This is a genomic window from Leptolyngbya sp. UWPOB_LEPTO1 (assembly GCF_017302695.1).
Lineage (GTDB): Bacteria > Cyanobacteriota > Cyanobacteriia > Leptolyngbyales > Leptolyngbyaceae > Leptolyngbya > Leptolyngbya boryana.
Genome location: NZ_JAFLCJ010000004.1, coordinates 279,965 through 305,399, shown reverse-complemented (window position 1 = coordinate 305,399; position 25,435 = coordinate 279,965). Strand labels below are relative to the sequence as shown.

General features: G+C 45.4%; 28 protein-coding genes. 14 read left to right on the top strand and 14 right to left on the bottom strand.

Annotated features, from left to right (window positions below):
• Position 1 precedes the first annotated feature (1 nt).
• Both J0L70_RS08945 and J0L70_RS08940 read left to right on the top strand, forming a co-directional pair.
• Positions 2-1,960, top strand: a complete 1,959-nt coding sequence (locus J0L70_RS08945; RefSeq protein ID WP_287454125.1) for an SIR2 family protein — start codon at positions 2-4, stop codon at positions 1,958-1,960.
• Positions 1,944-5,372: an nSTAND1 domain-containing NTPase gene (locus J0L70_RS08940; protein ID WP_287454124.1), complete on the top strand. Its 3,429-nt coding sequence runs from the start codon at positions 1,944-1,946 to the stop codon at positions 5,370-5,372. Before J0L70_RS08945 ends, J0L70_RS08940 begins: the two co-directional genes overlap by 17 nt.
• 302 nt (positions 5,373-5,674) lie before the next feature.
• On the opposite strand, the gene J0L70_RS08935 is transcribed toward J0L70_RS08940, so the two are convergent.
• Positions 5,675-6,571, bottom strand: a complete 897-nt coding sequence (locus tag J0L70_RS08935; protein WP_268181095.1) for a sigma-70 family RNA polymerase sigma factor — start codon at positions 6,569-6,571, stop codon at positions 5,675-5,677.
• Positions 6,572-6,757: 186 nt separating this feature from the next.
• Positions 6,758-7,465: a chitin deacetylase family protein gene (locus J0L70_RS08930; protein WP_287454123.1), complete on the bottom strand. Its 708-nt coding sequence runs from the start codon at positions 7,463-7,465 to the stop codon at positions 6,758-6,760.
• 46 nt (positions 7,466-7,511) lie between these two features.
• On the opposite strand from J0L70_RS08930, the gene J0L70_RS08925 reads away from it, so the two are divergent.
• From J0L70_RS08925 to J0L70_RS08915, 3 genes are all read left to right on the top strand, one after another.
• Positions 7,512-8,654, top strand: coding sequence for a diaminopimelate decarboxylase family protein (locus J0L70_RS08925; RefSeq protein ID WP_287454122.1), 1,143 nt, complete (start codon positions 7,512-7,514; stop codon positions 8,652-8,654).
• 377 nt (positions 8,655-9,031) lie between these two features.
• On the top strand, positions 9,032-9,811 hold the full coding sequence (locus J0L70_RS08920) for a toprim domain-containing protein (RefSeq protein ID WP_287454121.1): 780 nt from the start codon (positions 9,032-9,034) through the stop codon (positions 9,809-9,811).
• 118 nt (positions 9,812-9,929) lie between these two features.
• A complete protein-coding gene (locus J0L70_RS08915; RefSeq protein ID WP_287454120.1) occupies positions 9,930-11,042 on the top strand; it encodes a toprim domain-containing protein in 1,113 nt (370 codons plus the stop codon).
• On the opposite strand, the gene J0L70_RS08910 is transcribed toward J0L70_RS08915, so the two are convergent.
• The 6 genes from J0L70_RS08910 to J0L70_RS08885 form a co-directional block, all read right to left on the bottom strand.
• The gene (locus J0L70_RS08910; RefSeq protein ID WP_190653090.1) at positions 11,039-11,935 is read right to left on the bottom strand and encodes a carbohydrate ABC transporter permease; all 897 of its coding nucleotides are present in this window, start codon (positions 11,933-11,935) and stop codon (positions 11,039-11,041) included. The genes J0L70_RS08915 and J0L70_RS08910 overlap by 4 nt on opposite strands.
• A 39-nt stretch (positions 11,936-11,974) precedes the next feature.
• The gene (locus J0L70_RS08905; protein WP_017290034.1) at positions 11,975-12,586 is read right to left on the bottom strand and encodes a hypothetical protein; all 612 of its coding nucleotides are present in this window, start codon (positions 12,584-12,586) and stop codon (positions 11,975-11,977) included.
• 300 nt (positions 12,587-12,886) lie between these two features.
• Entirely contained in the window at positions 12,887-13,900 is a 1,014-nt protein-coding gene (gene egtD / locus J0L70_RS08900; RefSeq protein ID WP_268181105.1) for an L-histidine N(alpha)-methyltransferase, read from the bottom strand.
• Positions 13,901-13,905: 5 nt separating this feature from the next.
• Entirely contained in the window at positions 13,906-15,090 is a 1,185-nt protein-coding gene (locus J0L70_RS08895; RefSeq protein WP_287454118.1) for an SUMF1/EgtB/PvdO family nonheme iron enzyme, read from the bottom strand.
• Positions 15,059-15,829 carry an ergothioneine biosynthesis protein EgtC gene (gene egtC, locus J0L70_RS08890; protein ID WP_190653093.1) on the bottom strand — a complete coding sequence of 257 codons (771 nt, stop codon included), beginning with the start codon at positions 15,827-15,829 and terminating at the stop codon, positions 15,059-15,061. The genes J0L70_RS08895 and egtC overlap by 32 nt, the downstream gene beginning before the upstream one ends.
• A 47-nt stretch (positions 15,830-15,876) precedes the next feature.
• The gene (locus J0L70_RS08885; RefSeq protein ID WP_287454117.1) at positions 15,877-16,257 is read right to left on the bottom strand and encodes a DUF423 domain-containing protein; all 381 of its coding nucleotides are present in this window, start codon (positions 16,255-16,257) and stop codon (positions 15,877-15,879) included.
• Between the two features lie 104 nt (positions 16,258-16,361).
• On the opposite strand from J0L70_RS08885, the gene J0L70_RS08880 reads away from it, so the two are divergent.
• The 3 genes from J0L70_RS08880 to J0L70_RS08870 all read left to right on the top strand — a co-directional run bounded on the left by J0L70_RS08880 (position 16,362) and on the right by J0L70_RS08870 (position 18,139).
• A complete protein-coding gene (locus tag J0L70_RS08880; RefSeq protein ID WP_287454115.1) occupies positions 16,362-16,694 on the top strand; it encodes a DUF6883 domain-containing protein in 333 nt (110 codons plus the stop codon).
• A gap of 18 nt (positions 16,695-16,712) precedes the next feature.
• The gene (locus tag J0L70_RS08875) at positions 16,713-16,913 is read left to right on the top strand and encodes a DUF4926 domain-containing protein (RefSeq protein WP_287454113.1); all 201 of its coding nucleotides are present in this window, start codon (positions 16,713-16,715) and stop codon (positions 16,911-16,913) included.
• A 74-nt stretch (positions 16,914-16,987) separates the two neighbouring features.
• Positions 16,988-18,139 carry a hypothetical protein gene (locus tag J0L70_RS08870; protein WP_287454112.1) on the top strand — a complete coding sequence of 384 codons (1,152 nt, stop codon included), beginning with the start codon at positions 16,988-16,990 and terminating at the stop codon, positions 18,137-18,139.
• Positions 18,140-18,217: 78 nt separating this feature from the next.
• Here J0L70_RS08870 and J0L70_RS08865 read toward each other — a convergent pair whose 3' ends face one another.
• The 3 genes from J0L70_RS08865 to ndhC are packed head-to-tail and all read right to left on the bottom strand — an operon-like array spanning position 18,218 to position 19,798.
• Positions 18,218-18,724, bottom strand: coding sequence for an NAD(P)H-quinone oxidoreductase subunit J (locus J0L70_RS08865; protein WP_502711025.1), 507 nt, complete (start codon positions 18,722-18,724; stop codon positions 18,218-18,220).
• Positions 18,717-19,445 carry a photosynthetic/respiratory NAD(P)H-quinone oxidoreductase subunit K gene (gene ndhK / locus J0L70_RS08860; protein ID WP_026148872.1) on the bottom strand — a complete coding sequence of 243 codons (729 nt, stop codon included), beginning with the start codon at positions 19,443-19,445 and terminating at the stop codon, positions 18,717-18,719. Before ndhK ends, J0L70_RS08865 begins: the two co-directional genes overlap by 8 nt.
• Positions 19,436-19,798 carry a photosynthetic/respiratory NAD(P)H-quinone oxidoreductase subunit C gene (gene ndhC / locus J0L70_RS08855; RefSeq protein ID WP_026148871.1) on the bottom strand — a complete coding sequence of 121 codons (363 nt, stop codon included), beginning with the start codon at positions 19,796-19,798 and terminating at the stop codon, positions 19,436-19,438. The genes ndhK and ndhC overlap by 10 nt, the downstream gene beginning before the upstream one ends.
• Positions 19,799-20,083: 285 nt before the next feature.
• Between ndhC and J0L70_RS08850 the strand changes: the two genes are divergently transcribed.
• The 6 genes from J0L70_RS08850 (at position 20,084) to J0L70_RS08825 (ending at position 22,391) form a co-directional block, all read left to right on the top strand.
• Positions 20,084-20,458 (top strand): rubredoxin, encoded by a 375-nt coding sequence (locus J0L70_RS08850; RefSeq protein ID WP_017290026.1) that lies wholly within the window; start codon positions 20,084-20,086, stop codon positions 20,456-20,458.
• Positions 20,445-21,488, top strand: coding sequence for a photosynthesis system II assembly factor Ycf48 (locus tag J0L70_RS08845; protein ID WP_017290025.1), 1,044 nt, complete (start codon positions 20,445-20,447; stop codon positions 21,486-21,488). Before J0L70_RS08850 ends, J0L70_RS08845 begins: the two co-directional genes overlap by 14 nt.
• A gap of 177 nt (positions 21,489-21,665) precedes the next feature.
• Positions 21,666-21,926, top strand: a complete 261-nt coding sequence (psbE, locus tag J0L70_RS08840; RefSeq protein ID WP_017290024.1) for a cytochrome b559 subunit alpha — start codon at positions 21,666-21,668, stop codon at positions 21,924-21,926.
• Between the two features lie 27 nt (positions 21,927-21,953).
• On the top strand, positions 21,954-22,088 hold the full coding sequence (gene psbF, locus J0L70_RS08835; RefSeq protein ID WP_017290023.1) for a cytochrome b559 subunit beta: 135 nt from the start codon (positions 21,954-21,956) through the stop codon (positions 22,086-22,088).
• Positions 22,089-22,099: 11 nt separating this feature from the next.
• Positions 22,100-22,228, top strand: a complete 129-nt coding sequence (psbL, locus tag J0L70_RS08830; protein ID WP_431191177.1) for a photosystem II reaction center protein PsbL — start codon at positions 22,100-22,102, stop codon at positions 22,226-22,228.
• Between the two features lie 43 nt (positions 22,229-22,271).
• The gene (locus J0L70_RS08825; RefSeq protein WP_071596184.1) at positions 22,272-22,391 is read left to right on the top strand and encodes a photosystem II reaction center protein J; all 120 of its coding nucleotides are present in this window, start codon (positions 22,272-22,274) and stop codon (positions 22,389-22,391) included.
• A 75-nt stretch (positions 22,392-22,466) separates the two neighbouring features.
• Here J0L70_RS08825 and J0L70_RS08820 read toward each other — a convergent pair whose 3' ends face one another.
• The 3 genes from J0L70_RS08820 to J0L70_RS08810 all read right to left on the bottom strand — a co-directional run bounded on the left by J0L70_RS08820 (position 22,467) and on the right by J0L70_RS08810 (position 25,420).
• Positions 22,467-22,595 carry a photosystem I reaction center subunit VIII gene (locus J0L70_RS08820; protein ID WP_017290022.1) on the bottom strand — a complete coding sequence of 43 codons (129 nt, stop codon included), beginning with the start codon at positions 22,593-22,595 and terminating at the stop codon, positions 22,467-22,469.
• Between the two features lie 170 nt (positions 22,596-22,765).
• Positions 22,766-24,715: a hypothetical protein gene (locus J0L70_RS08815; RefSeq protein ID WP_287454110.1), complete on the bottom strand. Its 1,950-nt coding sequence runs from the start codon at positions 24,713-24,715 to the stop codon at positions 22,766-22,768.
• Between the two features lie 234 nt (positions 24,716-24,949).
• Positions 24,950-25,420: a photosystem I reaction center protein subunit XI gene (locus J0L70_RS08810; protein ID WP_017290020.1), complete on the bottom strand. Its 471-nt coding sequence runs from the start codon at positions 25,418-25,420 to the stop codon at positions 24,950-24,952.
• Positions 25,421-25,435: the final 15 nt, after the last annotated feature.

Sequence of the window (25,435 nt, the reverse complement as noted above, 5' to 3'; positions counted from 1 at the left end):
CATGAAAGAACATTGTATTGATTTTGCGATCGTGACTGCGCTCGAACTAGAACGGATGGCAGTCTGTCACGCATTTGGCATGAGCGATCGCCATCGAGTCAGAAAAGAGTCGCGAACCTACTGGCAAAAACAGCTCAAACTCAAAGATGGCGAATTCTACGAAATCGTTGTTACCCAATTAGCGAATATGGCAACTGCTGATGCCGTGAGTTCAACTGCAGACTTGATTCGTCACTGGAGTCCGGGCGCTATTGTGTTAGTCGGAATTGCTGCTGGAGTCGATCCAAAAGAGCAAAACCTTGGTGATTTAGTGATTAGCAGCAGCATTTACTACTATGAGCGAAGCAAAGTCACGCCTCAAGGTCAACAATTAGAGCCTTACATGATTGATACCGATGCTACTCTGTGGAATCGAGTACAAAATCTGGCGGCATGGAAAGCTTCAATTCCAGAACCTAGACCCGATCAAGCCAAGACTCGACCTAAAATTCATCGCGGTGTGATTGCATCTGGAGAAAAAGTCATTGCAGACGCGATCGCCCGGAATAAATTAGTTGAAGAGCATCGCAAAATTATCGCGATCGAGATGGAAGGATATGGGTTGAGCAAGGCTGTCCAGCAGAATTTTCAGCACATTCGCCACTTAGTCATCAAAGCGATTTGTGACTGGGCAGATGAGAGTAAAGATAAAGAATGGCAACCTTATGCAGCAGCCGTTGCTGCAGCGTTTACAAAGCATTTCTTACTCGATCGCCCGATTGATCCCGGTAATCCCCGCTCAACGATTGTCAAAACGAGAGCTAAAAACGAATCTTTTGACGATCGTTTTGCAGAAATCATCTCAGCTTTTAGCACAGGGAGTATTGTGCCTTTCTTGGGATCAGGCATTAACTTATACAATCGTACTCCCATGTCCAGCGACCAATTAGCGCAGCTGTGCGATCGCATTTTACATGAAGGACTGTCGATCGCTCAAAGCGAACTCGGAGATATTCCGCTCAGTGAGATTGAGCTTGCGCCCTTGTTAGGTGAAGAACTCAAGCGATTGCTGCGGCTGAATCGAGACAACCCAGAGCAAGATTTACTCAGATCCTTGCTCGGCGTGCCTTGCTTGTTTTGCCACGTTGATCCGATGAATCGTCCAGCCCACTGCCCTCTTCAAGGTGATCATGCAACGTGGGACTGCCCGCTTGCTATCGAACAACGATTAGCGATCGCGAAGATGAACTTGCGCTTTATCTCGCAGTACTTCAAACTAACCAGGAGTTCGGATGCCCTTTATGGTGCAATTCGGCGATTTTCGAGACAAGCAAAGCCGAATGCAATTCACCACTTTTTTGCGACTTTACCGCAGCAGTTCGCTCAATCGAGTGGTGAGCTTCCTTATCAACTGATTGCAACGACAAATTATGACACGCTTTTAGAAGATGCCTTTCTTCTCGCCGGGCAACCTTTCGATGTTGTGTTTTATGACTCCGAAGGTGACGATCGCGGTAAATTCAAACATCGGCGCTATCGACAGCAGGTATCAGAAGTCATCGAGCACCGTGAATATCGGGAAGAACTACCTTTAGGAGAATATCCAATCATTCTCAAGCTCTATGGCTCGATAGATGAAGACTTTGTGATCACTGAGGATCATCACCTGCACTATCTCAGTACAGGGAGCTTTGATCAAAAAATACCCAATCGCTTACTCAAAATCCTCAAAAACAGCAGCATTCTGTTCATGGGATATAGTCCAAATGATTACGATTTACAGCTTCTCCATCCGATCTGGGAACAGGGACATCTCCAAGGGCATTCCTGGTTTATCCATCAATCCGAACCTGGAAATATCGATCAGAAGCTTTGGGAAAAACGCAATATTACTCCCATTGAGAGCGACTTACAAACTTGTTTGACCGAACTACAAAAAGGGATTGCCAGGGAGACGAAGAAGTATGCTCAACACCATTAAGCCTTATCGAGGACTGGTTCCCTACTCTGAAGCCGATAGCCGCTTCTTTTTTGGACGAGAAAGCGATCGCGATAGTATTCTTGACAATCTAGAACTTCGCCGTCTCACCATCTTGTATGGAGAGAGCGGAGTCGGAAAAAGCTCAGTCCTTCGCGCCGGAGTCGCTCGATATTTCCGTCAGGCTGCCTTGCAGAATTTGAAAAAATACAAGCATCCAAAATCTATCATTGTTGTTTTCCCACCTGATCCCCCTCCTGCCAAGCAAGCTCATAGCGATCTCTATCTCTCTTGGCAAGAAGATGATCCACTGCATGCCCTAAAGCAGCAGATTGCCAAAGATATCAAAAAGCTGCTCCCAAAACTGAAGCCTCCAGATCCGCATCTATCCTTTGTGGATACCTTGCAAGCTTGGACAGAAGGATTTGATCAACAACCCGGATGCGGGGACTTGTTTATCATTCTGGATCAGTTTGAAGAGTATTTCTTCTACCATCCTAATGAGGTAGGCTTGGGAACATTTTTGAGTGAGTTTCCACGGGCAGTTAATCGTGCCAACTTACGGGTAAATTTTCTCATTTCGATTCGAGCAGACTCACTTGCCAAGCTAGATCGCTTCAAAGGCAAGATACCAGAACTATTTGAGAATGAGCTACGGATTAATCATCTCAATCGCAAATCAGCGACGGATGCGATCGCCAAACCGATCCGGGAAGCTTATAATCACCAGGTTCCTGAAGCAGCCCAATTTCAAATCGAAGATGATCTTGTAGAAGTCGTCTTAAATGAAGTCAGCCAAATCCTACCGAAAGGCGACGGAGTTGGAGGTCGCGAGAAACTGAAGGCACAGCAAAGTAAAGAAATTGAAGCTCCTTATCTCCAGATGGTCATGACGGTGCTTTGGGAAAAAGAGCTTGCAGAACATTCTCAGTGTCTTCGCCTGAAGACGTTAAGGGAACTCAAAGGAGCAGATAAAATCGTTGAGCAATATCTCAATAGCAAAATGGATGTTCTGAGTCTAGATGAGCAATATGCTGCATCTGTGATCTTTCAACATTTAGTCACCCCTTATGGCACGAAAATTGCTTATCCAGTGTTAGAGCTAGAACAATCCACTGAGTTAGATCAAGCTAAGCTGCAATCGCTGTTAAAACAGCTTGATGATCAGCGTATTGTCCGCTCAACTCGCGCTTCTGATGAGCAGCCTCGGTATGAAATCTTTCACGATCGCTTAATCAAACCGATTCAAAACTGGCTGAAAGACTGGGAAATTGACGCAGTACGTCAAGAAAGAGCTAAAGTCCTCAAACAAACGTTGCCCATTCAAGCTCTGCGTCAGCATAAACGCAACCAAGATGCTCTTGCGGCTTTACTCGCACGTCAAGCCTATTGTTTTGAAGCACGGGAGCACTTACAAATGCTCAGTTCAGTGACTCACGCACTCTGGAAAATTTTGAGCACTCCCTATTTCAGCAATGTTTTGCAGTGCAATCAAGCGATATGGTCGATCGCAATTCTGAATGCTCAAAGGTTCGTTGTTGGTGGAGCAGGCGGTGAACTTTACTTATGGACGCTGCCCGGTCAAACGCCTAAGGTTGCCCACAAGCATAAGGGGGATGTTTATGCGCTCGCACTCAGTGCTGATCACCGTTTGCTTGTGTCGGGTAGTCAAGACCATACGATTCGGCTTTGGAACTTGTCTGCGAACGAGATTGTCTATCAGGGCAAACTTGGACACCACGATCAAGCAGTGACTTGCCTCGCCCTCAGTCCGGATGGAGAACTTCTTGCTTCAGGCAGTGAAGACAACACAATTCGACTTTGGAAGGTCAAGCACCCTTACGCGAAACCGATCATCTTGGGCACGCACAATGGGACAGTGAGATCGCTTGTCTTTCGGGATGAAACAACATTGGCTTCAGGCGGCGAGGATAGGCTGATCAAACTTTGGAACCTGCAAACTCATCCTGCAACTTTTGTTAATCTCGATCGACATCAAGATCAAGTGCGATCGGTTGCTTTTAGCCCAGACGGGCAACTTCTTGCCTCCTGTGGTGACGATGAAGTGATTTGGCTGTGGGATGTCAGTCAGCCTGATCCTTCGCCGATTGAACAGTTTAGTGGGCATAAGGAAAGAATTCGAGCGATCGCGTTTGACCCAAATCGTCCGATTCTTGCGTCTGCAAGTGATGATCAAACGATCCGCCTTTGGGATCTGCGACAACCCGAAACTGAGCCAGAAATTCTCAGAGGGCATTACTTTGATATTCTTTCACTCGTCTTCAGTCCTGACAGCAAAAGGTTAATTTCAACCAGTGGGGATAATACGATTCGACTTTGGGATTTAAGCGATCCAGTCGCCGTTGCACAGATTCCAAAAGGGCACGATCAGCAGGTCGTCACGGTTGCTTTTAGTCGGGATGGAACTTTTCTTGCGTCAGGCGGATTTGATAAAACAGTCCGAGTGTGGAAACTCGATGCTCTACATCACACGGCTGAAGAATTTTACTGCTTCCAAGGGACACCTGAAGAAGATTGGCAGCGCGTGACCTCTGTTGCTTTTAGTTCAGACGGGCAATTTCTAGCAGCAGGGAGTGCCGATCGTCAGATCCGAATTTGGACACTCCACCAACCAGAAAATCCACCTCGGATTTTGGCAGGTCATGACGATCAAGTGACATCAGTTGCCTTTCATCCCTGCAAACCGCTACTAGCCTCGGGAAGTGTTGATTGCACAGTCCGAGTGTGGGACTTAGAGAAGCCAAATCCGACTGCACAAGTTTTGGTTGGACATCAAGACCATGTGACATCGGTTGCCTTCAGTGAGGATGGACAACAGCTTGCGTCGGGAAGTAACGATCACACAATTCGAGTCTGGAACATGGAGCAGTTTGAGGCTGAACCAGTTGTCTTAGCAGATCATCAAGGTCGAGTTTGGTCTGTTGCATTTAATCGAGATGGATTACTTGCCTCTGCCAGTAATGACTGGACAGTTCGACTATGGAATTTACACCCTCAGCCTGATCAGGTATTTAACTACCTGATTTTAGAAGGACATAGTAGTTGGGTGAGTTCGGTCGCATTTAGTCCAGATGGTAAAACGCTTGCGTCAAGTAGTTACGATCGCAGTATCCGCCTATGGAATTTGAGTCGTTTAGATTGGAAAACTCCACAGTTAGATGAGGAACCTATTTTGCTCGAAGGGCACGAGCAAAGCGTGATTTCAGTCGCATTTAACGCAGATGGTAAAACTTTAGCCTCTGGCAGTTATGACGCTTCGGTTCGGCTCTGGATGACCAATACCCAAGATTTAGCAGATCAAGTTTGCCAAAAAGTGCTGCGAAATTTAACGATCGAAGAATGGAAACAGTTTATGGGTACTGACATTCCTTACGAACAAACCTGTCCGTTGTAAAAAACTCACGAAATCCTCACAAGCTTCAGTTACCTTTAAGGTAGAACATCTTCACTGTGTTCTAATTGATTCTGGGAGGACTGAAGTGCCAATCTGGTGATGTTCATAGGTGAGTCGTGCTAATGGAGGTGACGTATGCTTCATCGATTTTTCCATCTCTCGCATGAGCAGGTGCATGTTTGGAGCAATATCATCCTGCTAATTTTAGTCTTGCTTGTTTGGTTAGTTGTACTAGGAGCACCTGTTATCTGAAGCGCAAATGCTCAAGCCGCCTTCTGAACTTAGAAGGCGGCTTGATTAGGTTAGCTTGCTCGTGCTTTCTTGAGAGGATTATGCCGAGCTAAAGCGGCTTTGAGTTTTCGCAGTCCAGAGGTTTCGAGTTGACGTACCCGTTCCCGGCTGAGTCCTCCTAATTTTCGTGCAGTAGCAGCACGATTCAAGGGATTGCCATCTTCTAATCCATATCTAGTCTGAATGACTGCCCGCTCGCGAGGCGTTAAACAATAGAGCAAATCTTTTAGTTGTTGATTGAAAATTCTCTCTTCTACTTGCTCTTCGAGAGGTGGAACATCATCTGCTAGTAGATCACCTAACGATGTATCTTCTTCAAATCCGACCATTTGATCGAGCGAAGCAACATGATGAGAGTAAGCGAGCAGTTCCTCGAAGGCTTCTCTGTCTATCTCCATTGCATCTGCTATTTCTTGTTGAGTCGGTTGCCGCTTTAACGTTTGACTAAGCGATCGATAAGTCTTTTTTAGGCAGTTCAAGCGTTCGATCACCGAGGTCGGCAGACAAATCGATCGCGATTGAGTTGCGATTGCTCGGCTAATTGTTTGGCGAATCCACCAGTAAGCATAAGTTGAAAACTTATATCCTCGCGTCGGATCAAACTTCTCGGTTGCTCGGGTCAGTCCCAGACTGCCTTCTTGAACCAAATCCATCATATCGAGTCCGCGATAGGTGTAGTGCTTTGCAATACTCACAACCAATCGTAGGTTTGCCTTAATCATTGCTTGCTTTGCTCGATTGCCAACTCGGATGAGTTCCCTTTGTTCATGAGTCCGCTGGTCTTCAGGAATCTCCGACAAAGACTGCATGACCTGAATTTGTTGGGCGAATTGTTGTTCTTCTGATCGACTGAGCAGAGGCACCTTGCCAATTGTTTTTAAGTAGTCGCGCACTAAATCGTGGCTCATATAACCTCCTCTTTCAATCCAACTGCATTCTTGAACAAGACTGTGAGGAAGTTGTGAGGAGAAGTGACAGAGGTTACTCAGATATTCTATTTTCTACTGACACTGAGACTGAGGTGAATCGGTCTTTCCTTTTTACTTCCAGCAGATTCATCTAGCATCAATGCACATAAGCTTGGTTCAGCACTTTCAGGAAGAGCGCGCTAGTTCTGAAAGTGGAACAACTCGATAGCCTTGACGATCGAGTATGGGTAAAATTTTCTCCAATGTCGTAGCAGTTCTTTTTCCCCACATTCCGGTATCGTGCAAAATGATGATCGAGCCAGGGCGAATCTTGCAGAGAATAAACAAGCTGGCAAACCAAGATGAAGGGATATGAGTGTCGTAGGGAAAAATATCACCCAAAACTACTCGATACCCATGCTTTTGAGCAATGTCGATCGTAGATTTCTTGTACCAACCTCCACCCGGGCGAAGCCACTTCGGGCGTGTATACTTGGACAGAATATTCTCAGCTTCGATGACTGCTGCTTCAAACTCTATTTCTGACAGCAAAACGCTCGGTTCGTCTTGGGTGAGATGATTGCCAACTTCATGTCCTCGATCGAGTAGTTCAGTTATCAACTCTGGATTGGGTTCGACTCTGCTACTAATCAAGAAAAATGTGGCATGAACTTGATGCTTTTCTAGCACGCTGAGGATTTTCGGAGTGGTTGCTGGATCGAGTCCATCATCGATCGATAAAGCTACGATTCGTTCCTGGGTTTTAAAAAAGTAGGTCACTCCTGGAGACAACTTCTCAATGATTCTCAACAGCCAACGAGGTTGAAACAAGAGTACGACTATCAACCCTAAAAGCAACTCCAAAGAGATTAAAAAGATTTGAGAGTAGAACATATTCGCTCCGTTAGAATGTCGATCGCATCAATTGAAGGCAATGATAATGGCGATTCCATTCTCAAACGCATTGGCGCAGGAATTATTAGAAACGTATGGTTCGCCGTTATATGTTTATCAGGCAGAGCGATTGGACACAACGATCGCTGAAATTACTCAAGCGATTCCTTATCCAAAAACAAAGTTTCATTTCGCCAGCGTCACGAATGGAAATCTTGCACTGCTCAAGCGGTTTCTGAAAGCGGGTTGGGGGCTACATGCGAATACGCCCGGAGATGTGTATTTAGGGCTTCATGCTGGATTTGAGCCGCATCAGATTGTGTATAGCGGCAGTAACTTGAGCCGTGAGGATTTTGAGCAGATTTTTGACTGGGGAGTAAGGCGGATTAATCTCGATAGTGTTTCGCAGGTTCAGCACTGTTGCGAGATTGCGCAAGTTCCGATCGAGCTAGGACTCCGCTTGAATTTACCTGCAATTACGGGAGAAAGTCGAATTGGGGTGCATCCCAGTGAGTTTCGAGATGCGATCGCGGTTTCTAAATTTCCGATTACCGGATTGCATTTCTATCGCGGCACAGGCACGAATGCGACTGAGGCATTTACTCAAGTGATTGATACTGTCATTAATGTGGCTCAACAGCTTCCAGATTGGCGGGTGCTAGATTTTGGCGGAGGATTTGGATATCCCTATCGCAAAGACGGTGCGCGGTTTGATTGGCAAGAGTTTGGCACAGTGCTGAGTGAGAAATTGAGTGATGTGGAATTGATTATTGAACCGGGGAGAGCCGCGATCGCGGAATCAGGTTGTCTTCTTGCCAAAGTCGTTTCAGTGAAATGGCAGGGAGAAAAGCAGATTGTTGGAGTTGATACGTCGATCGCGAATTTAGCAGTTTTAGCTGTGCATGGTGGCTATCGCGAGATTGTGAGCTGGAAGGAGGGAGCTTATTACTTAACCGATGTTTGTGGGAATACAACTTATTCGCGGGACTATTTGGGAAAGAGTTGCAAATTGCCTGCACTTAGCGTTGGCGATTGTGTTGCGATTTTAGATACTGGAGCATACGGTTATGCGATGTCTTCGCATTTCTTACATCGGTTTAGACCTGCGGAAGTTCTGCTTGAGAATCAGATACATCGATTGATTCGAGATCGAGAAGATTATTCGGTTTTGCTAGGGGGACAGAGATGAAATGTATTGAATGTGGAACAAATAATTGGTTAAGCGATCGCACAAAAAATCAAGGCTTCTGTAGAAAGTGTCAACATCAATTTGCATTTGAGCCTGTGCATATGGAAGGCTCGAAAATGACAGATCAGTATTTTAAGGAGACAATTTCTTCAATCTCTAGTGGTGATATTCTTTTCTTTACAGAGAAACAGTTTTTATATGCAATAAATCGTAGATTAGCTCGTTATAAAATCACTGACGCAGAAGATAAAATTCCGACTTCAATCAATACATTTGGAGTAATTTTTATAATTTTAAGTGTTATTAGTTTTACAAGTTCTGAAATTCGTGAGCTTCCATTTTCTGATAATCTTATTGCAATTCTGGTTTTATCTTTTGTGTTCAGTCTATTTGCTTCACCTTTGATATATGTTGCTGATTTATTGTTTGGAAATAGAAGACAGAAGCAATTTTCAGTAACGGAGGCAGAATTGCATGGCTGGATTGAACGCTGGAAATTTGTGGGCAATTCGATCGATAAACTTTTAGCTCCACCTCAGCTTACAGCAGCAGCAGCAACAATCAGCGACGAGGTGAGTGCGTATAGCTTTGATCGAGTGATTATTTGTGATCGCGCTACGATCGCACAACTTTTAATTGCAAATAATGTCCACTTTGAAAATAGCTGTGCGATTCTCAGCCTAAATGGTTATCCTGCTGCAATTTTTGACACAGTGATGCAAATGTTGAGAAGAAATTCAGATTTAACAGTTTATGTTCTACATGACGCAACACCGCAAGGAATCAGTTTAATTCATACCTTAAAGACCAGTTCTGAATGGTTTGAAAATCAGACCCTACGATATTTTGAATTAGGGCTTTTACCTCGACAAGCGATCGGAAAACGACAAATGATTGTCAATCAATCGGCTGTCTTTGTTCAAGAAGCAGAATTACTTCCGGAATCAGTTCGCCAATCTTTATCAAAAGCAGAATTGGAATGGCTCGATCGAGGATATTACGTCGAACTTGAATCTTTCTCACCTCGCCGCATTATTCGAGTTGTCACCCAAGGAATTGCAAAAAGTTTCGAGCCAAATAATTCTGATACTCTAGTTGAGTTTGAAGAAAATGATTGGAGCAATAGTTCTACCTATTATGCAGATAGTTTTGGTTAGCTTCAGATGATTTCATCAAATCAAAGTATTTCAATCATTCCAAATCCCCTAAATTTGGGCAATTCAGGAAACACAAGCCGCTAACAACAAAGCGCGATCGATACTAGGAGCAATAGCTATGGGCATGAAATGCATACAATGTAATACCGATAATGATTTGCGCGATCGCACAAGAAACTCCGGTCGCTGCAAAAAATGCAATCATCCATTCGTCTTCGAGCCAAGTGCCGAAAGTAATCCCCGCTTAAAGTTTACCGATGCCTTCTTCCAAAAAGCACTACAAGATATCTCAAATAACGGAACGATCCATTTCACCCCTAGACAGCTTCAATACTTACTCGATCGACGATTAAATAAACTAACTAGCTTTCATCCGATTGTTTTACTCATTTTCAGTTTCATTGTTATTGTTATTTCTATCTTGTTGTTCCTCGCAAATCCGGTGATTACTATCATTGGAACATTTGTTTCAGCCTCCCTACTATCTGGAGCCTGGAAAAGCTTTCAAGAAAGAAGAAACCCCCGCCCCGAACTGATTACGCTGCCTCAAGTTCGAGAATGGCTGCGTCGCTGGCAAACGATTAACGGCGATACGACGTTGCTTTTACCGCCTCTTGCACAGTCCGCTCAACCGCGATCGATTAGTCCCGATGTCAGTGCTTATAGTTTCGATCGAGCAGTGATCTGCGATCGCGATGAGATTGCTCAATTTCTCATTGCAAACAATTTCCACTTTGAAAACAACTGTGCTGTTCTGAGTATTGATGGCTATCCACAAGATATTTTCTCAACTGTGATGGAAATGCTCAAACGCAATCCGGAGCTAAAAGTGTATGCCATTCACAATGCTGATGCAAAAGGCGTGAACTTAGTCCATCAACTGCGAACTGATCCGAATTGGTTTGGGGATCGACCGATTCAAATTTTTGATTTAGGACTTTCACCTTATCAAGTACTGAAAGGCAAACGATTCCGAGTCATCCAATCTTCTCCCTCTCAAACCCTCTCTAGTGAGGCACGCCAATCTTTAGCACCTCAAGAAGTGCAATGGCTAGAAGCAGGCAATCTAGTCGAACTCGACTCATTGATGTCTCAACGATTGCTCCAAGTTCTCAATCATGGAATTGCCACCAGCCAGAGCAGCGATTTGGGAAGCGATTCTGGAGGCGATTTCTTCTTGATGACGGATACGTCGAGTAGCAGCGTTTATGGAGCGGACAGCTTTGGCTAGAAATTTTCGGTTTCGGTCAATCGCTGTACTGCAAGCCGCACGATCGACAACACTAAAATGATCAAAAACATGACGAGTCCGATCGTGCAAGCATAACTAATCTGCAATTCCCCAAAGGCTTGATCATAAACGTAATACACGATCGTCTTAGAGCTATTCAGCGGCCCTCCTTTGGTCATGATAAAAATCTCTTCAAAGACCTTCGTTGCAGAAATCGCACTGATCACTGCAACTAAGAGCAAGTAAGGCTGCATCAATGGCACAGTGATATCCCAATGCTTCCGAATCCCATCCGAACCGTCGATCGCTCCCGCTTCATAAAGTTCTTCTGGAATCGACTGCAATCCTGCCAAATAGATCACCATGTAGTAGCCTAATCCCTTCCAGATGGTGACTGCCATGACGCTAAAAAGCGCCAAATTCGGATCAGTTAACCAGGGAACTCCAGAAAGTCCCAGCGATCGCAGAAATTGATTCAATAATCCATTGTCCGCATAGAGCCATTTCCAAGCGATTCCAGCGACGACCATCGAAATAATCACCGGAGTGTAGTAAGCCACCCGAAACCAGCGAATCCCTTTGAGTTTCTGATTGACTAAAATCGCTAAAGCTAAAGGTGCGATCGCCAAAACTGGAACGACACAAACCAAATACAAAATCGTATTGCGGAGCGTTTGCCAAAACACTCGATCGCCACTCAACCGCTTAAAATTCTCCCACCCGATCCACTCCGGCGGCGCAATCAGATCGTACCGGGTAAAACTGAGATAAAACGCTTGCAGTGCTGGATAAAAAACCGTTAGCCCCAACACAATCAAAGCAGGCAACAGAAACAAATAAGGCGTGAGTCGCCTCTGAATCGGATACCAGCTTTCGAGAAATATCTTATTCATCGGGTATGAGTTTGCGAAAAGCCAACTCACACTTTACCTCTAATCGATTTCTTCTGCTTCAACTCGCCTAATCGCCCGTCGAGCAGGTAAAACTTGCGTCCGGCGACGATTCAAATATCCCGGATATTCATCGTGAATCACTTCGATCGTTCGAGACGGACGTTGCTGTTTTGCAAATAAAACGAACATCCCCACTAAAGCAATTCCGCCTCCAAATGCGAGAATCACACCCCCAAGCATCCAAAGTAAATTCGAGAACACGGGGTTCTCTTCGATCGACGAATTTGGATTCGCAGCTCCAGGCTTTTGTAAAGTCAAGTTCGACTTGCTTTGGGCATTCATCGTGTCGATCAGTGCCTGCTGGCTTTGAAGTTGAGTCTTCAGTTGCTCAGTCTGAACTCGTTGCTGCTCGACCAAAGCCTTTAATTGCTCAGTTTCAATTCGCTGCTTTTCAGTATCCACAGGAGCGGGCGGCGCAGTTGGAGCCACACCAACGGGCGCACCTGGCGCAACACCTGGATAGCCGTAATTGGGAAGGGGTTGAGTTGGGGCAAGTGTGGGTGAGTTTGTACTCACGCCTCCTTTCAACAAAACGACAGCCGCAAGACCTGCGAGTGCCGCTCCTCCTAAAAATGATGTCGTTTCACTCATCTCCCCTTCACCTTTCTCATACTGGATTGCGATGCTCCGGTGCGATCTCCTAAACAGTATTCTGCGTATTGTGACTCAATCCAGGATTTTCGGATGAATTAATGGGTGACTTTGCCACCTCATTCAGTAATTCCTCTACCTATTCAAGGACAGAATCTCCAATTTGTCTATATCAGTTTATCCAGATCTCGATAAAAAGTTGCATTTCCTAACAAATTTAATGATTAGGTTGATTGAATTTTCATCATTTTCGCTGGAGACTAGAGTGCCCTTTCATTGAAGAAACTCTACTTTTTGAAGTTATGCCCGTTGGCAGAGGAGAACGGCAAACCACTGATTCGGATCAGTCCAAACTTGCACACAATCAAGGTTTTTTGCAGAGAGTAATTCTTTCATTTCTTCTAAATCGAATTTGCGTGAGATTTCACTCAAAATTGTTTCACCCTCGCGAAATTCTACCGTTAAATTTAACGATTGGAGATGGACAGTTTGCGCGCTCAAACTCTGTAAATGCATTTCGATTTGGCGATCGCGCTCGTTATAAATTGCCACATGCGCAAACTGTGCGAGATCAAAATCTCCTTGAAATCGCTGATTCAAATGGCGCAACATATTTAAGTTGAATTCGGCAGTGATGCCTTGTCGATCGTTATATGCCGCTTCTAATTGAGCGCTGGATTTGTGTAGATCAATTCCTAACAGAAAATATTCTTTAGGATTTAAAGCCGCCGTGATTTGGCTGAGAAAGAGATCACATTCGGCAGGACTCAAATTACCAAGCGTGCTGCCAATAAATCCGATCAGTCTCGTCGGCAGTTGAGCATGAGGGAGCTTTTTCAATGCCAGTTCATAAGTTCCAACTAATCCATACACTTCTAGGTCTGGATAATCGATTAAAAGACTTTGGGCACTGCTTTCTAAAATTCCTGCACTAATATCGATCGGACAATAAATTAAAGGATGTCCCGCAGATCGATAAGCATCAAGCAAAATTCTCGTCTTGGTTGAATTTCCGCTGCCTAATTCGATCAATTCACACGCACCTGTAATGTCAACGATTTCGGGCGCGCAAGTATTCAGAATCTCAGTTTCGGTGCGGGTTAAATAATATTCGGGGAGTTCAGTAATTTGTTCAAACAGCAGAGAACCGCGATCGTCATAAAAATATCGAGGTGGTAGTGTTTTCGGAGTCTGGCTGAGTCCGCGAACCACATCACTCCCCGGATGTAATTCATCTTCAGACGGGGTTGAGCGATCGACGAGATAAGCAAGATGAATCCGATCAGACAATTGAGACGTATAAGACGCAGACATCCGAACTAAGCTCCTTTCACCACAACACAGCGAAATCCAGCGAAAATTTCGCGAACTTGGGGATAATACCAGTTTCGGAAGGAATTGCGCATCGCCCAAGGGAAAGTTGCCCAACTTCCTCCTTTTAAGACTCGATGTTTTCCATCAAAGTACTGCTGGGAATAGCCTGGGTAAGGATAGCTCTCAAAGTTGGCATAGCCCGCAAACCAGGTTGATGTCCATTGCCAAACTTCACCTAGCATATTTTGAGATCTGGCTGCTTTTTCCCATTCCGCCTCGCTGGGCAAACGCTTGCCGACGAATCGCGCATAGGCATCTGCTTCGTACCAACTTACGCCACAAACGGGCTGGTCTGCTTTGCCAGAGTAAAGCGGCTGCGTGATTTCGTTGGATTTCACCCAGTCCCAGCCTTCTGCTGTCCAATATTCGGGCTGCTGATATCCGCCCGCTTCAATGAACGCTCGATATTCTCCATCGGTGACAGGATGGCGATCGATCCAATAGTCATCTAAATAGACTGAATGTGCTGGACGCTCATTGTCTTGGGCTTCGATCTCATGACTGCCCTGGATAAAATTTCCTGCTGGAATCAGGATCATGTTGTTGAATTTCTCTGAGGTATGACTCGCTTGGGAATGCCCCCTAAATCCCCCATTCTGGGGAACTTTGAAACTAGAGCATCCGGCTTGAAGTCCTCCATACATGGGGGATTTAGGGGGCTGAATCTGCCCAAATCGTAGCGAGGAATTCTCAATTAACGCCAGTATGATCGCAATTGTCTCTGCATGTTGACATTCATGTTGGATCAACCATTTCCACAGTCGTTCTTGCTGTTCGAGGGGCACGATCGCTAAATACTCAAATACTTGCGATCGCACAATTTCCAAATACTCTAAAACAGTCGCAATCTCTGGTAATTTCACCCGTTGAGATTTTGGCAATCCATCTTGAGCAAATAAGCGATGATATTCCGGCATCAAAGGCGGATACCCTGCTAAACGCTGCAAAATCCAAAGGGCTTCGGTATAAGCAATATGTCCCACATGCCATCCGATCGGGCTGAAATCAGCATGTGCCTGGGTGCAGAACGTGTCGTAATCAATTGATCGAATTCGCTCTAAGGTTCGCGATCGACACTGCTGCATGTCAGAACGAATTTCAGATTGGAGTGATATCAAGCTTGAGGTCATGATGAACAGTCAACAAACAGCGATCGGGCAATGCTTTCCAGTTTCCATCAAACATCGGTTCAGAAACAACCAAGACTGAGCCAGAATCTTGCAAGTAATAGAGCGTTGGAGTTGGTACACCCTGAGCATATCGAGATGCCACAAGTTGATTGCCATCACTCAAAATCAGATTGGCAGAAAACGGAGTTTGATGTGCTTCACCTAATTCCATCAATACTTTTAGAGTGTGATGCAGTGCTTCGGTGAGATTTGCGCTGGTTTCTAGTTCATCAATCACGGTTGCAAAGATATGCTCTGAATCCGTCAATCCCTGAATGAATTGATACGCCAGATCACTTAAGCGATCGCGCATCGGACGATATAGAGTCTGCCGAAAGTCTTTGATGAATCCGTTGTGAATGCCTAGAAGCGATGCATGTTGAAAGGGTTGGCAATTACTCAAATCGGTCGCTAATCCTGCGGTCGCACTCCGAACATTGGCAAGGACACAGCCTGATTCGACATATCGACTCAAACTCTGCAAGTTCAAGTCATTCCAAATGGGCAGCGTATTTCGATAAGTAAAAGGCTCTGCTTTGCGCGTCGCATGATACCAACCGACTCCAAATCCATCCGCATTCAACAATCCTGCGGTCATTTCTTTGGGCTGATAGCTTTGGACAACGAGAGAATGATCAGGCTGAGAAATCAAGCGATCCAGCAAGACAGGCTGTCCGAAATAGCCAAGTAATCGACACATATGAAACTTATCGATCGAACTTTCTCATGGTGACACAAACCTTTCAGTTATGGTTTCCACTGAAAAGCCGCGATCGCAAAACATGCCCATCCAATCAAAAATCCTGCTCCCCCCAAAGGTGCAACGGCTCCCAAAATTTTCACACCGGACAAAGAAAGCGCGTAAAGACTGCCAGAAAAAAGAATAATGCCGCTGATAAATGCAATGCCTGAAGTTGTGAGGAGAGTTTCACTTAGTTCAACGCGGCTCATGAATAGGGCGATGAGAATCAGTGCGATCGCGTGATACATCTGATAGCGCGCCCCAGTTTCAAAAATGCTTAAAGCTCGATCGTCTAATTTTGCTCGTAAAGCATGAGTTGCAAAAGCCCCGAAAGCGACTGACAATCCTGCTAGCATTGCTCCTGAAACTAAAAAGAATCGAATCATGAATACTGCATCCTTGTTTGAAGAATTTGTGAGATTTGAGATGATTACAATTATGCTTTTTCTAAATAGGTCTGAAGTTTAGCAGTATTCAAGAAGGTTATCAGGTGAAACTTCCCAATCCTGACGATGCAGTGATTCCGTTCGAGAAATTGGCAGGCTACTCGCTCAATTTTAATCATTCCGAAGGTCGTCATAAAGCCATTGTGTTTCAGTCTGCTTTGGATATTAGGCTAGAAGATGCGGAAGAATTACGCTACGCTCTTCGACAAGCACTTACAACTCAAGAAGCAGTTCCTACAAGCCGTAATCCTTATGGGCAGAAATACCGAATCGATTTTGAAATGACCCGTTCTAATAAACAAGCCATGATTAGAAGTATCTGGATTGTCCGAGATAATGAAGATTTTTCTCGTCTTGTCACTTGCTACATTCTTTGAACTACAAGGAGCAAAAATATGAAACTTTTAGATGTGGTTGCACTAACGAAAGATTTACCAGAACAAAGTCTCTATAAAGGACAGGTTGGAACGATCGTAGAAATTTATGATCCTGAAACTTTTGAAGTTGAATTCGTTGATCTTCAGGGAAAAACCTATGCAGTTGAGACTTTGAGTGCAGATCAAGTAATACAACTTCACTATGCACCCCTGCAATAGAACTCTTACTCTGCGTTATCTCCTAGTTGGTCTGCGGAACAATATTTTCAGAACTAAAATTAGGCTCTGAAGAAATGTTTGTCCCAGATGACTTAAAGGTTTTTGAGATGCCCTTGGGGTGGGAGCGCAATGATGCTCTAGGAGAAGTTTTTCATCCAAAACTTGCTGCAATTCAATTCAAAATCAATGAACTTATTCGTCAAGTCTATGGCATTGAAGTTCATCAAAGATATAGAACCTCGTTTTTGCCAACTTCTTCTAAAAACTCTGGCGGATATACAGGAGATAAACAGCGCTCAGATAGACCTTATCAACCTTCTAGAAATGTGCCTGATGCTTCTTGTGTTGTGTTACGCGGCAGTGGAAGTGCTTCTATTCCAAAAGCGCGAGGTGGTTTTGCGAAACAGCACTTTGGCATTTTCGGTGCATATTTAGGCGATTTTGACACGGAGGGTGTTCTGGTTGGTGCAATGCTAATGCCCTACGTGTTTTATCGATATACCCAAGATGTTAGAAATCTGTTTGTAAGTACCGCAGAGCACTTGGGTCTTCTTGAATTTTTAATCGACTATTGCAATGATTTTTCTGTAGATTTCTTCGTAACTGGCTCTTCTATTGAGGAAGCATTTTATGCTGATAGAGCATGGACTTTTCTTAATCCAATTGATCCATTGGATGCTACTTCAATTGAATATGCTTGGTTAACTGTTTCCGCTGTAGCTGCATTTCCACTGTTTGATGTTTTCACTCGCTTATGCGCTAATCCGAAACTATCTATTCAACACGATTATTGCTCGTTGTTCCATAGTTGGTATACGCATAACCTTGAAGACTATATTACTCAGTTTTCGATCGAACCAATCTCTAATGAAAGCATTTGGAAGTCTGAAGCTGAAACTCGACGAATTTTTGAAGAAATCTTCAATGCTAAGTTTCCGAAGTCTCGCCCAAGCTGGTTGAAGTCGAGTAAAGGTACATCTCTAGAACTGGATGGATATAACCAGGATCTAAAAATCGCCTTTGAATATCAGGGCGAGTATCATTACATGGAAGTTCCAATTCATCAGCAAGGAAGAACACTTGCGGAGATTCAGCAAACGGACAAGCTCAAAGAAGACCTGTGTCAGAGATTCGGCATTACACTAATTCAGGTTCCTTATTGGGAGAAGGGAAGGAAGCAATTTATTCTTGAGCAGCTTCGATCTGTTGGAAAGTTGAGCGCTTAAATAGAGATTCCTAAGTTTCTGAAATACAAAAGCTCTCCTGAGTATTCAAGAGAGCTTTTGAAATTGAATTCGAGAAGCTTAGTAAGCGTCCTGCAATTCGTAGAAATCGTGAGCAATGTAATCTTTGCGAAGCGGATAGCCAACCCAATCTTCTGGCATCAACAATCGCTTCAGATTGGGATGTCCTTCGTAGACAATCCCATACATATCGTAGGATTCACGTTCTTGCCAATCTGCTCCTTTCCAAATCCAGAACACCGAAGGCACGCTCGGATCTTCACGCGGCAAAAAGACTTTCAACCGAACTTCATCCGGTTTGACCACATTGTCGCTCACCTTAATCAGATGGTAAAAACTCACCAACTGATCGCCAGGACCGACATCATAAGCACCTTGACACTGAAGACAGTTAAACCCATACGCTTGAAGTGCTGTTGCAAAAGGAATCAGCAATTCTGGCTCAACTTTGATCATTTCTACACCGCTTGCATCCAAGCCGATGAATTCATGATCAAAACCGTTCTCAGTCAGCCACTTTGAGGTTTTACCCGCTTCAACGATCGTTGATTGTTGTTCTTCAGCCACGATCGACACCCTCCTTTGCTTCTTGCAAGACTGCCGGGACTTCTAGACCCATTGCTTCAGCCAATTCACGCGGCGGCGCAATCCGGCTTTCAGCTTGGAGATATTTCCCATCGTGAATTACTTCAGCAGGAATCATGCTGTGAGTCGTGCTGTAGTAGCGATGAGTTTGACGCAACTGAGCACGTTCTTGAATCGATTCGTTAGAAACTTTTTTGCGCAGTTTGATGATCGCATCCACGATCGCTTCAGGACGAGGAGGACAACCGGGTAAATAAATATCTACCGGAATCAGTTTGTCAACGCCTCGCACTGCGGTCGGTGAGTCTACACTGAACATTCCACCCGTGATTGTGCAAGCGCCCATTGCGATCACATATTTCGGTTCAGGCATTTGTTCATAAAGACGAACGAGCGCCGGAGCCATTTTCATCGTGATCGTGCCAGCCGTAATAATCAAATCAGCTTGGCGGGGGGTCGATCGCGGAACCAATCCAAAGCGATCGAAGTCAAATCTTGAACCAATCAAAGCTGCAAATTCGATAAAGCAGCAAGCGGTTCCAAACAACAAAGGCCACAGACTCGAAAGTCTTGCCCAGTTATACAAATCGTCTACCGTCGTCAAAATGACATTTTCCGACAATTCTTGCGTCACACTAGGACGCTCGATCGGATTAATAATCGACCCGCCATTGAGCGAAGCCGCTTCTGGATTCATGACCATTCCAATGCTCCTTTGCGCCAAGCGTAGACGAGTCCAACAACTAGAATTGCAATGAAAATTAGGGCTTCAATAAACGCTAACAAGCCTAAACGATTGAAAGCGACCGCCCAGGGATACAAAAACACCGTTTCCACGTCGAAGATCACAAAGACCAAGGCAAACATGTAATAACGGATATTAAACTGAATCCAGGCTCCGCCCATTGGCTCCATTCCGGATTCGTACGTCGTACGGCGTTCAGGACCTCGACGGCTAGGGCGAACTAGCTTAGAAGCCAGAAGAGCCAGAACCGGAACTAAGCTGCAAATCAGCAAAAAGCCTAAAAGATATTCATAACCACTTAGGACATACACAGGTATTCGCCGCCTCTCGTTCTACAAAAATGGACTTCGCGCTTTACACTCTCATTATTATAGTGTGCTGCAATTTCTCATGGTGCGCTGAAATACTTACTAAATCAAGAACTTTCAGAGATCGCTTCTAAATCGAAGCCATCAAGAAAAATCTATCAGAATCAGATTCAACTCCCAGATCAGTATATGTGATACGCAATCCCTCGATCGACGTTCAGAATGATCGCAAAATGTCATAATAATTAACGTACATTTTAAGGTTTGGGTAACTCCCTGACGTTTGCCATGAGTACCGAATCTGTTGAACCCCAAGAGAATGCCGTCGAAACGCCTGCACCGCTTGAGCCAAAAGATATGGATCAACATGAGTGTGCGGCTTGTGGATATATCTATCAGCCGACCAAAGGCGACGATCGCTCAGGCATCGCTGCAGGTGTTGCATTTGAGGAATTGCCAATTACCTGGAAATGCCCAGTCTGTGGCGCTCCTAAGAAACGCTTTCAGAATATTGGTCCGCTCAATGCTCCGTCTGGATTTAAGCAAAATTTGGGATATGGGTTTGGGGTGAATACCTTAACACCGGGGCAGAAAAACCTGCTAATTTTCGGTGCGCTGATTGTTGGATTTATTTTCTTTTTAAGTCTTTATGGCTTACAGTAACGAACCCTTTTATTTATTGAGATCAAGTGCAATGTATCGGATTTTGAGAGCCTGGAAACAGTTTGTAATATTATTGGCAGTTGTCTTCCTGGCGACTGGATGTAAAGGGTTTTTGCCAGCGGTTGTGAATAATCCCTGGCAGGTGGTTCCGTTACCGATCGAAGAAAATATGCTCGATATTAGCTTCACCGGTGACAAGCAGCATGGCTGGATGGTCGGCACCAATACGGCATTGCTCGAAACTACAAATGGCGGAAAATCCTGGAAGCAAAAGATTCTGAATTTAGGTGAGCAGTCCTATCGTCTGACTTCAGTAAATTTTTCTGGAGATGATGGTTGGATTGCTGGACAGCCTTCGATTCTGCTGCATACGGGTGATGGCGGTAAGTCTTGGGCACGTCTGCCATTGAGCAGCAAGCTTCCTGGCTCTCCTGAGAAGATCGTTGCATTGGGCAAAGATACGGCTGAGATGACCACGGACGTTGGAGCAGTGTATCGCACAACGGACGGTGGTAAAAACTGGAAAGCTTTGGTGAAAGAAGCGTTTGGGGTGATGCGGAGTATCGATCGCACTCCCGACGGAAAATACCTTGCAGTATCTTCGACCGGAAACTTCTTCTCAACTTGGGAACCCGGTCAAGACATTTGGCAGCCTTTCAACCGGAATAGCTCACGCAAATTACAAAATATGGGATTTGCGCCAGATGGTCGGCTGTGGATGTTGGCAAGAGGCGGGCAGATTCAATTCACAAATTCAGCGAGTCCTGAAGACTGGTCAGAAGCACAGAATCCTGAATTCTCAACCAGTTGGGGTTTATTGGATCTCGGCTATCGCACACCGAATGAACTCTGGGTCGTCGGTGGCAGTGGCAACCTGTTAGCTAGCTTCGATGGCGGTAAATCTTGGCAAAAGGATCGCGATGTTGAGAACATTCCAGCGAACCTCTACAGGATTATGTTCTTTGACTCGAAGACAGGTTTCATTATGGGACAACGCGGCACGTTGTTGAAATATGAGCCGGTGGCTTAGAAATTAGGGGAATAGGGGAAGGAGTGAAGGGTGACTATTTTATAAACTCCCCCACTCCCTATCTCCCCAATTATGAGAAACACGGGATCAAATTTTAACGATCGACTTGTGAGGGCATCTCCCGTCCCGTATGATACAGATAAGGCTTTTGTTCGTTGACTTCTGGAGAGAGCAAACATGGCAGGTACTACTGGTGAGCGCCCGTTTGGCGACATTGTAACTAGCATTCGCTACTGGATTATTCACAGCATCACGATTCCGGCATTGTTCATTGCGGGATGGTTGTTTGTCAGTACGGGATTGGCGTATGACGTGTTTGGCACGCCTCGCCCGAACGAATACTATCCAACTGCACGTCAAGAGCAGCTTCCGATCGTCAGCAACCGCTCGGCTGCAAAACAGCAAGTGGATAAATTTGCTTCGCAAGTTGGAAAGTAGTTTTGAGTCAAAAAGGTTGAGAAAATTATGACAGGCAACACCCCGAACGAACCTATTTCATATCCGATTTTTACAGTCCGCTGGTTGGCAGTTCATACTTTGGCTGTGCCAGCAATCTTCTTCATTGGCGCGATCGCGTCGATGCAATTTATTCAACGATAGGAGTTTGAACCGTGGCAGGAATTAAAGGCGCTCCCAACCCTAACAAGCAGCCCGTTGAACTTAACCGGACTTCTCTGTATTTGGGGCTTTTGTTGATTTTTACGCTGGGAATTTTGTTCTCTAGCTATTTTTTCAATTAGTGTTTGATTGTTCAGATTGCTGTTTTAGTTAGGAGGTAAGACCGTGCAGACTGGTGGAAGAATTCCCCTGTGGCTTGTAGCAACTGTTGCAGGCTTGGGCGTGATCGGTGTAATGAGCTTGTTTTTCTATGGTTCTTATACCAGCATTGGCTCTTCGCTGTAAGTTCATTCAAAGATAAGAAAAAGCCGCCTAGTACTAGGCGGCTTTGTTTTGCTAATGCGTTTGGAACCAAGAGGCTTAGATGCCGCTTGGATCTTCACGTTCGATGTACAAGAACAACAAGCCCATGACAACCGTGGGAAGTAACCAGGTCACAACGGGAATGAGAATCCAAGGCAGATATGAAGCTGCATATGAACCTGTCATAAGAAAAGTTTCCTATTCGTTAGATGATTCCATTTGTGAATTTACATGCCTTGGGTAACGCTGAGCGCGTTGCTCTTAGAATTCTTAACATTAGAAGACGTTCTGACAGGGACAACTGCTTTTGGAAAAGCTCAATGGTTTCAGGTTAGGTTTGTCAGAGTTGGGCTGAGCTATAAGGAAATCGAGTCCGTATCGAGATCGTCGAGCCATAAGTCCGGCAGTTCTTCCGGGACAACTTGGCGAGTCACAATAACCTTGTGGCTTTCTCGATTCGTCATCACTTCAACGGCGATCGCTTCGATTTGAATTTCAACACACTCAAAGGGGACTTTGATTTCGGTGGTGGCTTCAAGGTTGCCATGTCCGTCCGGTTTGAAGTCGATGATCCAGCGTGAGGGTTCGATTAAGCTGCGATTTTGGCGATCGCTCACCCAGAGCTTGGCATAAATTTTCGGCACAATGTCTGGGAGTTTGAGGCGGACAGTCGTTGATTTTCCACCGATGAGTTCTGGTTCAGCAATCAGAACGATCGGATCGGGGACAGGCTCCGTTTCAGGCAGCAGCAGTGGATTACGGGCACGTTCAGATGCGATCGAGTGATTACGACGCGAAATAATCAGATCATTCAGAGGTAAAATCGGCTCGTCATCAACCACAAACTCATTGACGACCTCATCAGAACTAGGCTGAAGATTGAGTGTGGCAGTTTCGGGGATGGAATCTCGATCGTCTGCTTGAACTTTGAGGTCGCTGGCAGGTGCAGATTCTTCGAGCGGCGCGAGATAGAGATCTTCTACCTTAGGCGGTTCTGGCTCTTGAATCGGTTCTGGCTCTTGAATTGGGTCTGGTGTGACTTCAAGTGGGACAAATGCGCCAGAGAGCGGAATTTCTAGCTGAGTTCCATCGGTGTATTCCGGGTTCGCGACATCAGGCTGAATGCCAAAAGTAGGAAGGTCGAGCTTGCGGCGGACATACGGATTGGGTTGGTGCAGTTGCGGCGGCAAACTGGAAGATTCTTTGACCGTAAAGTTTGTGCCTTCAGATTCTTTGGCAGTTGTGACGAAATTCAGAAATGTGAGATTGAGCGGGGGATGTGCAGCAGTGGGGTGAGTCGTCGGGAGATCGAGCATGTCTTCTGCCATGTTGCGATCGCTTCGCTTCGCTTCGTGCATCGCATCGACTAGCTCATCTACAGCAGACATCAAACTAAAAGATTGGGTTGCTAACGCAGGATGACCTTCCACTCTGAGATCGTGCAGGGTGATCTCGCCCAAAATGACCTGAGTCTTGAGTTCAATCGGCAAGGTGACGCGATACTTCAACTGAAAGGGTAAAGCTTCGTTTTGAAGCATTTCGCGGGTTTCTAGAAGCATTTTCGAGCTTTGGGGATCACGCAGACAGATTCGCAGTTCTGCATGAGCGATTTCGGTCAATTCTTCAGACGCAATTTGCCCCGAGATCGTTAACGGTTCACCGCGATTAGCAATAAAGGTGTCTTGCACGAGCGCGATCGCCACAACAGAATCCGGCAACATCGGATTCTGTGGCACTCTGAAATCTTCATAAGGCGATTCTGAAACTAAGCCATATTCTCGTAAAATCTCGTCTGCGATCGTGCCGGATTCGGATTCGGCATCCTGCAGAATATCATCGATAGAAAGTAAATCAGCAGACGTTTCTTTGGGTTCTAACAGGTCGGATTCTAAAGCAGGGGCGACAAATTCGAGCGTGGCGTGCTCTGCGTCTTCCCAGTCAGGGTTCCAATCTTCGACGAGATCAGCCGCGATCGATAAAACTTTCAACTGCATTGACTGCACGGTTCCTGTTTCAGAGGTGCATTGAAACTCCCAGAAACCGGGAAGGAGGGTTGTGTAGGGAATGACTACCATCAGTCCTTTCTGGTTGGTCTGCTGAGTGCGAGTCTGAGTCCGGCGTTTGGGAGGAATTTCGTCGATCGCATCGTAGCGGACTCGGACTGAAACCGAGGTGTTTTTGAGTAGAGATTTTGCGGCGATGCGATACCGACCTTCGAGAATCTCGACATCGGCGGTGTCGAGCGGTAGCCAAGCGCGATCGCCATCTTGCTGAATTAAAAATTCCCAGGGTTGCATGTCAGGCATAGGTCGGTAAAGAGGCGTTCACCAGAATTTGCAGTTAACAGGGTATACCATGTCTGGCGGATTTTGGCGAATTTATTGCATTGATTTTAAGTGAGAGAGTGGGGAGTGGGGAGAAAGAGCAATCGCTTATCTTTTCAGGGCTGTAGGTAAGGCAGCACAAAAAAGCTCGATCGACAAAGGCGATCGAGCTAAATTGGCAAGATATTTCAGTACGGGTAGAAATCTAGTTAAACTCTAGTTAAATGCGCCCGTGAAGATTTTATCGATGATCGGGAAGTTCGATAGGAGCAAGAAAGCAACGGCTGCGCCACCGGTTGCTCCGACGAAGAATCCACCTGCAAATTGGCTCCAACCTTCAGAGGTTTGCAGCGAATCTGTTGCGGAGTCATTATCTCCTTGGAAAGTAGCTAAGCCATAGGTTGAAAGGCAAGCCGTTGCGATCAAAATCAATGCAATTGCAGAAATTAATCCGCCAACTGCTGCATGATCAGAGTCGCGCAGAGGACCTAGGAGCGTCCAAGGACCGACCAAAAAGTACCCATGTGCCATTCCGATTTCAAGACCGCGCAACAGGGGCGATAAGCCTTTCCGGTAAGCCGGGAGGTTACCGATGAAAGCGCGGGTGAAGCCAGAATCACTGATAGGGGTCGAGAGATGTCCTGTGAACGGATCGCCGTTGTAAGGTTTAATAAGCTCGTCAGCCATATCTTAATATTTCCT